The sequence below is a fragment of the Streptomyces sp. MspMP-M5 genome, from assembly GCF_000373585.1.
In the GTDB taxonomy this organism is placed as follows: Bacteria; Actinomycetota; Actinomycetes; order Streptomycetales; family Streptomycetaceae; genus Streptomyces.
Map to the genome: position 1 here is coordinate 279,776 of NZ_KB891907.1, position 12,713 is coordinate 292,488.

Annotated in this window: 13 protein-coding genes and 1 pseudogene; 5 read left to right on the forward strand and 9 right to left on the reverse strand. The window is 71.1% G+C overall.

What is annotated here, in order from left to right; genetic code table 11:
* Positions 1-251 precede the first annotated feature (251 nt).
* Positions 252-1,877, forward strand: coding sequence for a class I adenylate-forming enzyme family protein (locus B073_RS0126090; RefSeq protein ID WP_234025166.1), 1,626 nt, complete (start codon positions 252-254; stop codon positions 1,875-1,877).
* A gap of 406 nt (positions 1,878-2,283) precedes the next feature.
* Positions 2,284-2,817, forward strand: coding sequence for a GNAT family N-acetyltransferase (locus B073_RS0126095; protein ID WP_018541040.1), 534 nt, complete (start codon positions 2,284-2,286; stop codon positions 2,815-2,817).
* A gap of 402 nt (positions 2,818-3,219) precedes the next feature.
* On the opposite strand, the gene B073_RS48835 is transcribed toward B073_RS0126095, so the two are convergent.
* The 3 genes from B073_RS48835 to B073_RS41205 all read right to left on the reverse strand — a co-directional run bounded on the left by B073_RS48835 (position 3,220) and on the right by B073_RS41205 (position 5,241).
* Positions 3,220-3,342, reverse strand: coding sequence for a hypothetical protein (locus tag B073_RS48835; RefSeq protein WP_018541041.1), 123 nt, complete (start codon positions 3,340-3,342; stop codon positions 3,220-3,222).
* A gap of 24 nt (positions 3,343-3,366) precedes the next feature.
* Entirely contained in the window at positions 3,367-4,476 is a 1,110-nt protein-coding gene (locus B073_RS0126105; protein WP_018541042.1) for an alkene reductase, read from the reverse strand.
* A 282-nt stretch (positions 4,477-4,758) separates the two neighbouring features.
* Positions 4,759-5,241 (reverse strand): Lrp/AsnC family transcriptional regulator, encoded by a 483-nt coding sequence (locus B073_RS41205; RefSeq protein WP_051094194.1) that lies wholly within the window; start codon positions 5,239-5,241, stop codon positions 4,759-4,761.
* A gap of 324 nt (positions 5,242-5,565) precedes the next feature.
* Between B073_RS41205 and B073_RS46675 the strand changes: the two genes are divergently transcribed.
* Entirely contained in the window at positions 5,566-5,790 is a 225-nt protein-coding gene (locus B073_RS46675; RefSeq protein ID WP_018541044.1) for a hypothetical protein, read from the forward strand.
* Between the two features lie 60 nt (positions 5,791-5,850).
* Here the strand turns inward: B073_RS46675 and B073_RS48195 are convergent, their stop codons facing one another.
* The 4 genes and pseudogenes from B073_RS48195 to B073_RS42985 form a co-directional block, all read right to left on the reverse strand.
* Positions 5,851-6,441 (reverse strand): hypothetical protein, encoded by a 591-nt coding sequence (locus tag B073_RS48195; protein ID WP_234025167.1) that lies wholly within the window; start codon positions 6,439-6,441, stop codon positions 5,851-5,853.
* Between the two features lie 13 nt (positions 6,442-6,454).
* Positions 6,455-6,730, reverse strand: a pseudogene (locus B073_RS48200) (serine hydrolase domain-containing protein); the annotation flags it as partial.
* Between the two features lie 36 nt (positions 6,731-6,766).
* Positions 6,767-6,916, reverse strand: coding sequence for a hypothetical protein (locus B073_RS48205; protein WP_018541047.1), 150 nt, complete (start codon positions 6,914-6,916; stop codon positions 6,767-6,769).
* Between the two features lie 51 nt (positions 6,917-6,967).
* The gene (locus B073_RS42985) at positions 6,968-7,765 is read right to left on the reverse strand and encodes a hypothetical protein (protein ID WP_018541048.1); all 798 of its coding nucleotides are present in this window, start codon (positions 7,763-7,765) and stop codon (positions 6,968-6,970) included.
* 114 nt (positions 7,766-7,879) lie between these two features.
* Between B073_RS42985 and B073_RS0126140 the strand changes: the two genes are divergently transcribed.
* Complete coding sequence (locus B073_RS0126140; protein WP_018541049.1) at positions 7,880-8,602, forward strand: TetR/AcrR family transcriptional regulator; 723 nt, start codon at positions 7,880-7,882, stop codon at positions 8,600-8,602.
* Positions 8,603-8,860: 258 nt separating this feature from the next.
* On the forward strand, positions 8,861-10,408 hold the full coding sequence (locus tag B073_RS0126145; RefSeq protein WP_078508193.1) for an adenosine deaminase family protein: 1,548 nt from the start codon (positions 8,861-8,863) through the stop codon (positions 10,406-10,408).
* Positions 10,409-10,489: 81 nt separating this feature from the next.
* Here B073_RS0126145 and B073_RS0126150 read toward each other — a convergent pair whose 3' ends face one another.
* Positions 10,490-11,101 (reverse strand): GNAT family N-acetyltransferase, encoded by a 612-nt coding sequence (locus tag B073_RS0126150; RefSeq protein WP_106731956.1) that lies wholly within the window; start codon positions 11,099-11,101, stop codon positions 10,490-10,492.
* A gap of 105 nt (positions 11,102-11,206) precedes the next feature.
* Positions 11,207-12,598 carry a pyridoxal phosphate-dependent decarboxylase family protein gene (locus B073_RS0126155; RefSeq protein WP_018541052.1) on the reverse strand — a complete coding sequence of 464 codons (1,392 nt, stop codon included), beginning with the start codon at positions 12,596-12,598 and terminating at the stop codon, positions 11,207-11,209.
* Positions 12,599-12,713 lie beyond the last annotated feature (115 nt).

Consider the following 12,713-nt stretch of genomic DNA (forward strand, 5'->3'; position numbering starts at 1 on the left):
TGGCATCGTTTTGGAAGGTCACCGGATCGTCCAGGCGGCAGGATTCCCAGAGTTCTTGTCCGCGCGTCTCATGGCGACCTCTGTTCGCAACAGCTCCGCCACGGTCAAGCCGCGGCCGACACAGGCCCTGTTGCTGTTCGGTCCCCTCGCAGTCCTCGGTGCTGTCATTGTGTGCCGCATCGGCCGCCAGGCGATGGTCTGCGGGGCGATGTGGTCGCGCCCGGCCGCGTCGTCCATGTTTGGATGTGTTGGTGATTGTTAACGCACAGGAAACATCCGAGTCGCAGATATACATCGACCGCATTCTGGAGCACTGGAACCACGACGAGGACGCCGAGGCGCTCGTCCAGGGGACGCACCGACTGACCAGAGGGGAGGCTCGGCGGCAACTGTTCAGGCTGGGGCACGCGCTGCGCGGGCAGGGGCTCGCGCCCGGCGACGGAGTGGGGCTGTTTCTGGCCAACCGCGTGGACTCCGTCCTCGCGCAGCTCGCCGTCCATCTCATCGGCTGTCGCGTTGTGTTCCTGCCGCCCGAGCCGGGGCCCGGCGAACTCGCCGCGCTGGTCGAGCAGTCCCGGGCGCGCGCCGTGGTCACCGACCCGACCTTCGCTGGGCGGGCCGCCGACGCGGCCGGCCGCAGCATCCACAACCCCGTACTGCTCAGCCTCGGGCCCTGTGAGCAGCAGTGCCCGGACCTGCTGGCCCTGGCCGCCGACTGCCCGGACGTGCGCCCGGAGGGCGTGCCCGCCCCGGGAGCGGACGAGGCCATCACCGTCCTCTACACCGGCGGCACCCTGGGCCGACCCAAGCTGGCCGCGCACAGCCACCGGCTCTACAACATGCTGGTGGACATGGTGGATGACGCCCAGCAGGACTCCGGCTCAACGTTCTTCCCGGCCATGGACCAGGGTACGGACAGGGTGCTCGCCGCCACACTGCTCACGCACGGCAGCGGTCACCTCACGTCGCTCCAGGCTCTGGTGACTGGCTCCGCCCTCGTCGTGCTGCCCGAGTTCGAAGCGGGCGCGGCGTTGGCGGTGCTGCGCGAGGAGCGCATCACCGCCACCATGTTCGTACCGCCCATGCTGTACGCGGTGCTCGACCACCCGGAGTGCAAGCCGGGTGCCCTGCCCGCGCTGCGGCGGATCGTTGTCGGCGGCGCGGCCACGTCGCCAAGTCGGCTGCAGCAGGCAGTCGAGGTGTTCGGGCCCGTGGTCAGCCAGGGCTACGGGCAGTCGGAGGCGCTCGGAATCACCGCGTTCGGTGCGGAGGATCTCGCCTCGGAGGGAGCCCGGCGTCCCGAACTCTGGCGCAGCTGCGGTCGCGCGATATCCGACGTCGAGATCGAGATCCGTGGTGAAGACAGCACGGAGGCACTGCCCGTCAGGCAGGTCGGCGAAGTGTGCGTCCATGGGGAGCCGGTGATGCTCGGCTACTACGAGGACCCGGAGCGGACCGCGGCGGCACTGCAGGATGGCTGGCTGCGCACGGGGGACATGGGTTATCTCGATGCCGAGGGGTACCTCTACCTCGTCGACCGGGCCAAGGACATCATCGTCACCGGCAGCACCAGCGACAACGTGTACTCGAGGGTGCTGGAGGACTTCCTCCTCACGCTGCCCGGTGTGCGCAACGCGGCGGCGGTGGGGATGCCGGACGAGGAGTACGGGGAGGCCGTGCAGATCTTCCTGGCCACGGCCGAGGGCGCTGACGTCGACCCGGAGGCGGTCGGCGCGGCGGTGACCGCCGAGTTGGGCGAGCTGTACACGCCACGGGAGACAGTGCTGCTGGATCAGCTGCCGACAACCAAGGTGGGCAAGGTGGACAAGAAGGCGCTGCGCGCAGCGTGGACGAGCGGGGCCTTGAGCAAGCCGTAGGTCCACCTCGGCCTTCCGCCCTTTCACCGCGAAAGGGCGGAGGGCCGGCGCCGCTGTCCTGTGGTCTTGTCGGGAGGTCGCTCTTCACCGAGGACCTGTCGACGACTGGTTCCCGTCAAGGGGGCGTGGCTGACGACGTGGAGAGCGAGGGTGAGTGCTGCGCTGGTGGCCGGCGGGAGTTGGCCGCGGAGGGCCTCTGCGGCCGACAACTCGTTTGCGGGGCCGTCCGTCTGAACACGGCGTAGAAGACGGACCCGTGCCGTGAACGGGATCGGCGAGCTGGGCGATGGGCTCTCTGCCCTTAGCCTCTTGCCGTGCTTGGCCGTCACACACGAGGTGGACGAGGCACGATGCGGCGTGACTTCGCGCTTCGACTTGCGCCCTCGCCTGCGACAGGATGGGTGCCATGACCGAGATTCGCACCCCCCGTCTCCTCCTCCGCCGCTGGTGTGACAACGACCTGGCCCCTATGGCGGAGATCCATGCGGACCCGCAGGTCATGCGCTGGATCGGCGACGGTTCGGTTCGCGATCTGGAGCGCACGGCGGAGGACATCGAGCGGTGGGAGGAGGAGTGGGATGAGGAGGGGTTCGGCCTCTTCGCCGTCGAGCTGCTGGCCTCGGGTGAGCTGGCAGGCTTCGCGGGTCTTTCCGTGCCCACATTCCTGCCTGAGGTGCTGCCTGCCGTGGAGATCGGCTGGCGGCTCGGTCGGCAGTTCTGGGGCCAGGGGTACGCGTCCGAAGCCGCTCACGCGGCACTGGAGTTCGCGCTCCAGGACCGCGGCCTCGACGGCGTCATCAGCATCGCCCGAGTGGGCAACGACGCTTCCGAGAACGTGATGCGCAAGCTTGGCATGGTGCCGGAGCGCGAAACCAAGCACCCGGTGTACGGCCACCCGCTGCGCGTTCACACCATCGATCTCTCCGAGTATCACGCGTGAGCTGATCGGGCCGCCCCAGCCGCCGTCGTCCTGGCGTGGTGCAGGCGGCATGGTTAAACGCGGTAGGAATCTGCCGAGTCCGCGGGGGCAGAACGGGGTGCTATCTGACAGACGGGTCGGCGGGCGCGGGCGAGCGAGTGCAGCGTGTCAATGGTGCTCTGCGTCACGGAAACGATGATGCACGGACCCACTGACAACAGGTTGTCGAAAGCGTCTTCTCATGTCCACGGTCTGGGTCGGGGCCGCTTGTGCAGGTGGGGGCCTTGCAGTTCAAGCGCCTCGACGGTGTTGGTGAGACGCCCGTGAGAGATAGTGACAGGTGAGGCACCTCCTGGGCACCCTCGCCGGCCGGCTCAGGGGAGCTGACCGCCGACCGGCTTGCACGGTTGCGTATTTGAAGGTTCAGAGGGGGCGCCGTCCCAAGGCTCCGCCGGGTCCGACGCCGTCGGCTGCCTCCAGCGGGTGGACCCGGTTGCGGGCCGAGCCGGACTGCTCCTTGGCGTCGGACAGCGGGTCGGATGTCATGGCGTTCCCTGGGCCGGCCCGGCCTCAGGGCGTGGCATGGACTTCGGCTTCGGCCAGTGCCGGGTAGTCCGTGTAGCCGCGGTGGTCACCGCCGTAGAAGGTCGTGTGGTCGGCCGGGGCGACGGGGCTGCCGTTGCGGAGCCGTGCCACCAGGTCGGGGTTGGAGATGTACAGGGTGCCGAAGGCCAGGATGTCGGCCAGGCCGTCCTCGATCAGGTGCAGGTCGTCCGGCCCGGAGGGCCAGGAGTCCGGTGTCTCGTGCGGGTTGAGCATGAAGGCCGAGGGCCAGGCGGTGCGCAGGCGGCCGGTGAGCGCGCGGCGCCCGGGGAACTCGAAGACGTGGAGGTAGGCCAGGTCGCCCCGCAGCTCGGACACCAGGGCCGCGTACAGGTCGTCGACGTCGGTCTCGGTGAGACCGTGGGCGGGGCAGCCGGGTGAGATCCGCAGGGCCAGGCGCTGCGGGCCGATCCGGGCGGCCACGGCGTCCACCAGTTCCAGCACGAAGCGGATGCGACCCGCGCGGGAGCCGCCGTAGCGGTCGGTGCGGCGATTGGCGTTGTCGGACAGGAACTGCTGGATCAAGTAACCGTAGGCGCCGTGCAGTTCGACGCCGTTGAAGCCGGCCCGTATGGCGTTGTGCGCGGCCTGCGCGAAGTCTTCGATGGTCTCCTGGATCTGCGTGACGCTCAGTTGGTGTGGCACGGGGAAGGGCTTGCGGACGGCGGGTTCGGCGCCGCTGACGCGCACGACACCCTCGGCTGCCACGGGCGAGGGGGCGACGGGATGCAGTCCGTCGCCGAGGAGTTGGGGGTGACTGTTGCGCCCGGCGTGCATGAGCTGGGCGTAGATCCGGCCGCCCGCCGCGTGCACCGCGTCGGTGACCGGGCGCCAGGACCGTACCTGCCGCTCGTCGTGCAGGCCGGGGGTGTCGGTGTATCCCTGGCCCACCCGGCTGGGCTGTATCGCTTCGGCGACGATCAGGCCCGCGGTGCTGCGCTGCGCGTAGTACTCGGCCATCGACGCCGTGGCGGACAGGCCCTCGCCGTAGGCGCGGCGGCGGGTCAGTGGTGCCATGGCGATGCGGTTGGGCAGTGTCATCGAGCCCACGGAGATGGGGTCGAAGGCGGTGGGCATAGCGCGGGTTCCTTCCCTGGGGGAGTCGGTGTGGACGTCGCCAACCCTGGCCAACGCCCTCCCTCAAAGCCAGTTGACCTGGTACTTCCGGCGATATCCGACGGCGGGCCCGGCACCCTGGCGATTTCTTCCGCACTGTGTGAGACGGGCGTCGATCAGACAGGCAAGGAGGGAGCACCCGGACGCCCCTTCAGGCGATCCGAGCAGCTCAGCGTCGCCGGCCCGGTGTACGCCGGACCGGAACGCCTTGCTGCGGACGGCCGTTCTGTTTGACGGTCCGTGTCACCGGCGCGGTCTCCACCGACCGGATGCCGGGAGCTGCGCCACCGGGCCGGTCAGGTAGGCGTACAGCGCTTGGGCGTCGCGGCATTGCACGCTCGCGTACAGGTTGGTCGGACCGGTCGTCGCGGCGGCGAAGCTCACTTCCGGATGGCCGGCCAGGGCCTCGCCTGCGGCGGACAGCGCGCCCGGTGACACCGACAGCCACAACGAGGCCATCGACCGCAGGCCCGGCAACTCCGCGTCGAAGTCGACGTCGAAGTACACCACCGAGGTGCGACGCGGCTCGGTGAGCCGCCGTCGCACCGAGGTCTGCGACCAGCCCGTGACGGACGCCAGGGCCTGGTAGCCGACGCGGCCGTCCTCTGCGAGCGATTCCAGCAGCGCATGATCCTGGTCCGACAACGTCACGTGCTCGCCGTCCGAGTCGGCCTCCGGCGGCTGCAGCGCGGCGCACTGTGCGACGGTGAGCGGACCGTGTTTCACCAGCGGACCCTAGCCAGCAGTGAGGAGTTCAGCCCGCTCTGGGCCACCCGCGGCGTGACCACCCGCCCCACGGGAGGAGCCGAACTCGCGCACCACCTGTGGCAGGGCCTTGAGGACCGTCGTGGAGTGGTCGAACTGCCCGACATCGCTGAGCTGCTGGTCGGCCCCGTGGGAAGCCGGCTGACGTTGGCAGTACAGGGAATTCGTAAAGGAGACATCCTTGTCGCCCCTGGCGTGAAAGAGGCGCACCGGGACTGCGGGCCGCCAGTCACAGGTGGTATCCATTGCCGCTGCGGCAGGTGGTCCCCGGCGGCGTCACCATCGATGACTTCCGCATCAACCCAGCCGCCGGCACCGCGACCTGCCCCGGCCGGACGCACCGCCAACCTCGGCCAGGTCAAAGGGGATGGCGCCCGCACCGCCCAGTTCAAGCGTCTCTGTGCCGACTGCCCCCTGCGCGGGCGTTGCACCCTCGACCTCCGCCGACTGATCAACCTCGGACTCGCCCAAACCGGCACCACCTGGCACCTCACCCCGGCCACCGCATAGCGAAAAGGGGCCGCCCGGCCCACGGCCGGACAGCCCCAACAACAAGATTTCAGCAGTTTTCTAGGCGGACTTGGCCGTCGCGCGGACACCGAAGTGGACGTACCGGCTACTGTCGGCGAGGGCGTAGAACACGACGGGTATCCAGGCGTCCTTCTCGTTGCGGCGGCCGGCGAACACCGTCTTCACCGGTGTGTGCGAGACCGGGGTCAGGTGCCAGACCAGCGGGTCGAAGGTGCCCGCCAGGCCGTCCGCGCCCTCGTACCTCAGCCGCAGGGTGCCCGGGCCGCCGTCGCCGTCGGTGATGGTCATCAGGAAGCCCTCGCGCTTATAGCTGCCGAGGAACGGCTCCGTCTCCACCGCCACGGGTTCGGAGGCCGGCGCGAACGCGGGCATGGTGACCCCGGCGAGTTCGGCGCACAGCTCGCGGCAGAGTGCCTCGAAGACCTTGGGTGCAGCCCCGCCGCCGTTGGTCAACAGGGCGATGGCGAGGCCCTTCTCCGGGATGGCGCGCAGGTAGGCGAGCTGGCCGAAGGTACTGCCGTCGTGGCCGAAGCCGCGCACGCCGTCCCACTCGTAGGCCGACGGTCTGCGCGCCCTCGATGTAGCGGGCCAGGCAGTCGTCGCCGCGGCCGGTGTCGTTGACGTAGTCACCCTCGATGCCGCTTGTGTGGTTGAGCAGTTGGCGCGGCGTGATCGTCTCGGTGGCCCCGGCGTCGGCGACCGCGAAGTCCGGTAGGACGTCCGCGACGGGCGCGTCGAGCTCCAGCTTCCCGGCGTCGGCGAGCAGCACCACCATGGCGGCGGTGTAGCCCTTGCTGACGGAGCCGATCGGGAACACGGAGTCCGGGGTCACCGCGACGCCGGTGCCGGTGTGCAGGATGCCGGCGGCCACCTCGTGGATCTCGCCGTCGGCGAGGACGGCGAGGGCGCCGCCGGGGATGTGGTGGGCGGCGAGGAGCTCGCCGAGCCGGGTCTGTCAGCGGGCGGTGTCGAACGCCGGGGTGCCGTCGCTCACGCCCAGCGCGCGGTCGACCGTACGGGCCACGTCACGGTCGGTCTGTTCCAGGATCCTGGCCACCTCCTGGTCGACGAGGTTCGGCACCTCCCGGCGCAGGTTTTCCGACATGCTGTCTCCCTCATGGTCACGGTGGACGGGGCGCGGGCGGGGGCCGGCCGGCTAGCCGGCGCTGCGGGACCGTCGGCCGATGAGCCCGGTCAGCGAGGCGAGCGTCGTGCGCGGCGGCTGCCGGAGGTCGCGGTCCGGGTGCAGGACGGTGCGGAATGCCGCCCAGGTGAGTGCGCCGAGGGCGAAGCCGTAGCAGGAGACCAGCCCGTGCCCGTTCTCCTGCGCGAACCACATCGCCAGCCCGAGCACCGGCACGCCGAGCGCCAGCAGCCGGTTCTTGCGGACGGCCTTGCCGCGACGCGTGCCCTCGTCGTCGGAGCCCTCCCCGGCGGCCTTGCCGGAGTTCTCGTCGGCACCGCCGCGCAGCAGCAGGGCCGCGGCCAGCGTCGCGCCCAGGAAGTAGGTGGCACCGGAACTGCCGGCGAAGTTGCGGGGGTCGGTGCTGTGGGTGGTCTGGCCCCACAGTTTGTCGATCTGCTCCGGGAGCAGGATGCCTGCGGCGAACAGGCCGAGCGTCAGCGGCGCACCCCAGAACCAGTCGGCGAAGGCCGCGACGGCGGCGAGGGTGGCGATGTTCCAGGCCGCTCCGCCGAGGCCGCCGTTCTGCATGAAGACCGAGGTGACCACGCGCCACCAGCCGGACTTCGACGGGTCCGCGTCGAGCGCGCCCATCGCCCCCGACCAGCAGAGCTGGAGGGCCACCCCGGCGAGCGCGAGCCCGGTCAGGCCGACGCCGGCCCAGGGGATCCGCCGTCGGCCCAGTGTGTTCTGGCCGACCAGGGCCAGACCGCCGTTGAACATCAGCACCATCAGTGCCGCCGTGGTCACGTTGAACAGCAGGATGTCCATCGTCACCACCCCCCTCCAAGCCGGTGTTCGATTTCGCTGATCACGACATTAGCGCGACCCGGGGCTTTTTCAAACACTGTTTGAAAGCTGGGCGCGGCTCGCTAGACTGCGACCGTGAAGCTGACCGCAGACCTGATCATCGACGCAGGGATGGCGGTGTTCGCCCAGACCGGCTACCACGGATTCTCCGTGCGCCGGGTCGCGGACCGCCTCGACGTGCACGCCGGCAGCCTCTACTACCACGTGCCCAGCAAGGCCGCACTGCTCCAGCTGATGGCCGACCGGGTGGCCGGGCAGGCATACGAGGCCGGTACCGCCGCCCTGGCCGGGCTGCCCGCGCAGGCAGGCTGGCCGGCGCGGATCACGGCGCAGGCCGTCGCCCTGCGGCAGAGCATCCGGCAGCACCCCGGCGGGGCGATCATGCTCGCCGGCAGCCCGAAAACCCTCAGCCCCGGCGCGCTCTCGCTGATGGAACGGCTGCTCGCCACCCTCGCCGAGGCCGGCGTGCCCCCGGAGCACTGCGGCACCGCCGCCGACACCGTGCTCAGCCACGTCACCGGTTACGTGCTCCAGGAGCAGAGCGAGCCACCCGCGGTGCCGGTCACCACCGAGGACGTCGCCGCCCTCCACCGGAACTTCCCCCGGACGGCGACCGCCGCGACCGCGCACGGGCCGGACGAGAAGTTCACCCGCAGCCTGGACCTGCTCTGCGCCGGCATCGGGTCGCTCATCCGGCCACCGTCCGAGGGGCAGCCGCCCGAAGGAACGCCGTCCGAAGAACCGGACGGCAAGAGTGAGTTGGCGGATGCTTGGACCACGTCGACTCGTCGCTGGTGACCTGGTCGGCCGGCGGTGGCCTTCCGTTCGGCCGGCCGATGGCCGCCGGCATCACGGGCGCCAGGCCAGTGGGAACGACGAAGAGGGTGCAGCGCGTCGCCGTCATCCGCAACAGCGACTCCCGCACACTCGCGGAATGTGCCGAAAAGCGCCTGGTCGTACCAGGTGTCGGGACGTGAGGATGCCACGGTGAATGGTGATCACCGTCGTGCCACGAACCGTCGCCGGGCTCTCCGGACCGGTGTGGCCACCCTCAGCATGTTGTCCTTGCTCTCCGCACTGCCCGCAGCCGCGCAGTCGCCCGATTCTCCGCCCCCGACGTCCCGTTCGGCCCGTCCGCCGCAGACCGCGGCCGAAGCGCACACCGCCGCGTACCTGGAGACCATCCGCCAGGATCCGGCCAGGCTGCGCGACTTCTTCCGGCAGCTGCCCAAGGGCGGTGATCTGCACAACCACCTCTCCGGCGCGGTCCCGACCGAGTATCTGGTCACCCTCGCCGCCGAGGACGGACTCTGCATCGACGAGAAGACGATGACGGCGGTTGCGCCGCCGTGCGGGCCCGGCAAGCGGCCCGCCGCGGACGCCCGCACCGACCGGGCGTTCCATGACGCGCTGGTGCGCGCCTGGTCCATGGCGGACTTCCCGGCCGGCCAGTCCGGCCACGACCACTTCTTCGACGCGTTCGGCAAGTTCGGCGCGGTGACGTGGCGGCACCGCGGCAAGCTGCTCGCGAAGGTCGCCGACGGCATCGCCGAAAAGAACCAGTTCTACCTGGAGACGCTGGTCACCCCCGCCTCGGAGCAGGCCAAGAAGGTCGCCGACGAGACCGGCTGGAACGGCGACTTCGACCGTATGCACCAGGCGCTGGTCGCCGACGGCAAGCTCGACCGCCTGGTCGCCGCCGCCCGCAAGGAAGCCGACGACACGGACGCCGAGTTCCGCCAGGTCTCCCACTGCGGCACGTCCCACGCCGCCCCCGGGTGCCGGCTGACGGTGCGGTGGAACTCCCAGGTGTCCCGGGGCAGCACCCCCGAGCGGGTCTTCACACAGATGGAACTCGCCATGCGCCTGGCCGAGCGGGACCCGCGGTTCACCGCGGTCAACCTCGTCCAGCCCGAGGACGGCGAGAGCGCCCTGCGCGACTACTCCCTCCAGATGCGGATGCTCGGCTATCTGCACCGCGTCTATCCGCGGGCCCACATCACCCTGCACGCGGGTGAGTTGTGGCCGGGCCTGGTGAAGCCGGAAGACCTGAAGTTCCACATCAACGAGGCGGTCGACGTCGCCCACGCCGAGCGCATAGGCCACGGTGTGGACCTCGTCCACGAGGACGACTGGCGGCGACTGGCCCGGACCATGGCCGCCCGCCAGGTGGCCGTCGAGGTGCCGTTCAGCAGCAACGCCCAGATCCTCGGGGTGAAGGGCGCCGCCCACCCCTTCACCACCTACCGGGCGTACGGGGTGCCGATCGTGCTGGCCACCGACGACCCCGGCATCTCCCGCGTCGACATCAGCCACGAGTACCAGTACGCGGCCACGACGTACCACCTCGGCTACGGCGACCTGAAGGACCTGGCCCGCGCCTCCCTGCAGTACTCCTTCCTCCCCGGCCGCAGCCTGTGGCAGGGCAACCCGACCCGGAACGGCTACCACCCGGTCGCCGACTGCCGCGGCCGGCTCCCCGGCAGCGGATCGCCTGCCGCCGCGTGCCGGCGCCTGCTCGCGTCCAGCCCCAAGGCGGCCGTCGAGTGGAAGCAGGAGGCCGCCTTCACCTCCTTCGAGCGGGACTTCGGCCACGGCCGCTGACCGCCTACCGGTCCGGCGCACCGGACTGCGAAAGGTCCCTTTCCCGCCGGGGAGAGGGACCTTTCCCTTTCCCGTTCCCGTTCACTGCACTTCGCGTCGGCCCCCGCGCTCCGACGTCTGCGCGCGGAAGTCCAGCATGTAGAAGACCTTGTCCCAACGGCGTTCGCCGATGGCGACGAAGCCGGGGAGGCGGCCGTACTCCCGGAAGCCCAGCGACCGGTACAGCCGCAGGGCGCGCGCGTTGTCGGCGCGGGCGTCGAGGGTGAGGACCTCGATGCCGGCCGCCCGGGCGTCGGCGATCAGCGCGGCGGCCAGCGCCCGGCCGGTGCCGCGGCGGTGGGCGGTGCCGGCCACCGCGAGCTTCTCCAGGTCGGCGTGCGGGCGGTTGGTCGGCCGGGCGTAGCGCAGCCAGTAGCCCAGGCCGATCAGGGTGCGCCCGGCGTACGCGGCCCGCAGCGCCCCGTCGCCGGCCGCGGCGGCGGTCAGCACCCGCTCGACCAGCCCGGCCACCTCGTCCCGCCCCGGCGGATCGACCCAGCCGAGCGGCGCACCCCGGCCGACCAGGTCGGCGAGTATCCGGTGCACCGACTCGGCGAACTCCGCGGCCAGTTCGGGGTCGGCCGTCACCCCGTGGGCATCCAGGAGGACGGTCCCATGGCCGCCACCGGGCTCGTTGATCATGAGGGGTCGCATGGGCGGCAGCCTAGATCGTGACCGCCGCGGCGAACAGGGCCGGCGGGACGGGTCGAGTTGATCGGCCTGGTCGTAGTGACGCCCCATGGCTGCCGGGCCGAACCGTCATTCCGCGGGCAGCTTTCGGACCGCGGTCGTGAGGGAACTGACGATCCGTCGGACGTCGTCGGGGGTGGTGCGCCAGTTGCTGAAGGCGGCGCGGAGGGCCGGGCGGCCGGCGTAGACGGTGGGTGTCAGGAAGACCTCGGTGGCCAGGGCGTCGGCCAGGGCGGCGAGGCGTTCGGCGGTGGGGGAGTGGGCGAGGGTGAAGCAGACGACGTTGAGGCGGACGGGGGCGAGCAGTTCCAGGCCGTCGAGGGCGGCGACCGCCTCGCCCAGGGTGCGGGCGCAGTCGACACAGCGGTCCACGATCTCGCGGTGGCCCTCGCGCCCGTACGCGCGCAGGGTGAACCACGTGGGCAGGGCGCGCAGCCGGTGGGAGTTCTCCGGGGTGAGATGGACCAGGTCGGGGGTGTCGCCCAGCGGGCCCAGGTAGGCGGCGGCGTTCTGGAACACCCGGGTCTGGAGGTCGCGGCGGCGGGTGAACTGGACGGCGCTGTCGTAGGGGACGTTCAGCCACTTGTGCAGATCGATGCAGAGCGAGTCGGCGAGGTCGAGGCCGTCGGTCAGGTGCGCGTGGTGCGGGGAGAGCGCGGCGAAGGCGCCGAACGCGGCGTCGATGTGCAGCCAGCAGCCGTAGCGGTCGCGGAGCGCGGCGAGGGCGCGGAGGTCGTCGAAGTCGACGGTGTTGACGGTGCCGGCGTTGGCCACGATGACGCAGGGGCCGCCGGTCTCCTGGAGGGCGCGTTCCAGTGCCGCCGGGTCCACCGCCTCGCGGCCGGGGAGGGTGGGGACGGTGACCAGCGCGGAGCGGCCGAGGCCGAGCATCGACAGGCCCTTGGCCACGCTGGAGTGCGGGGCGCCGGACAGGACGCGCACCGGGCCGAGGGCGGCCACTCCGTTCTCGGCAGGGGAGACGCCGCGCCGCTCGCCCAGCCATTCGCGGGCGATCGCCAGTCCGACCGTGTTGGACATGGTGGCGCCGCTGACCAACGTGCCCTCATGGGCGTCGGACAGCCCGAAGAGCGTGCGCAGCCAGTCGACCGTCTGACGCTCCAGGTGCTGTCCGGTGGGGTCCAGGGACGAGTTGGAGTTCTGGTCCGCGGCGGCGGTCAGCCAGTCGCCCGCGAGGGCCGCCGGGGTCACACCGCCGGTGACGAAGCCGAGGTAGCGCGGGCCCGCGCTGGCCGAGAGACCGGGCTGCCAGCGCACGGCGAAGTCCCGTAGCGCGTCCTGGAGGCCGGTGCCGCGCTCCGGCAGCGGCCGCGGCTCCGGCGCCGGCCGGGCCGGGACGACGGGCGCCTCCGCGAGGCCGTCGAGGTAGGCCGCGGCCCGCTGCCGGGTCGCCTCCAACAGGTCGGGCAGCGCGGCGAGATCGGCGGCGAGCTGGGGGTGCACGGTGCGCTCCGTTCGTCGGTTCGGTGGTGCCTCGGTTCCGGGACCTTGATCGAAACGACGCTAACGGGGGGCGGGCCCCCGCTTCCTGGTCCAATTCGGGGAAAGTGGACCGGAA

What these genes read in the sequence shown, in the direction of transcription:
- B073_RS0126105 (WP_018541042.1), bottom strand. Translation starts at nt 4,476, where the DNA reads ATGCCCACCGCCTTCGACCCCATCTCCGTGGGCTCGATGACACTGCCC.
- B073_RS48835 (WP_018541041.1), bottom strand. Translation starts at nt 3,342, where the DNA reads ATGACATCCGACCCGCTGTCCGACGCCAAGGAGCAGTCCGGCTCGGCC.
- B073_RS0126145 (WP_078508193.1), top strand. Translation starts at nt 8,861, where the DNA reads ATGTTGTCCTTGCTCTCCGCACTGCCCGCAGCCGCGCAGTCGCCCGAT.
- B073_RS48205 (WP_018541047.1), bottom strand. Translation starts at nt 6,916, where the DNA reads ATGTCGGAAAACCTGCGCCGGGAGGTGCCGAACCTCGTCGACCAGGAG.
- B073_RS46675 (WP_018541044.1), top strand. Translation starts at nt 5,566, where the DNA reads ATGACTTCCGCATCAACCCAGCCGCCGGCACCGCGACCTGCCCCGGCC.
- B073_RS0126095 (WP_018541040.1), top strand. Translation starts at nt 2,284, where the DNA reads ATGACCGAGATTCGCACCCCCCGTCTCCTCCTCCGCCGCTGGTGTGAC.
- B073_RS42985 (WP_018541048.1), bottom strand. Translation starts at nt 7,765, where the DNA reads ATGGACATCCTGCTGTTCAACGTGACCACGGCGGCACTGATGGTGCTG.
- B073_RS0126150 (WP_106731956.1), bottom strand. Translation starts at nt 11,101, where the DNA reads ATGCGACCCCTCATGATCAACGAGCCCGGTGGCGGCCATGGGACCGTC.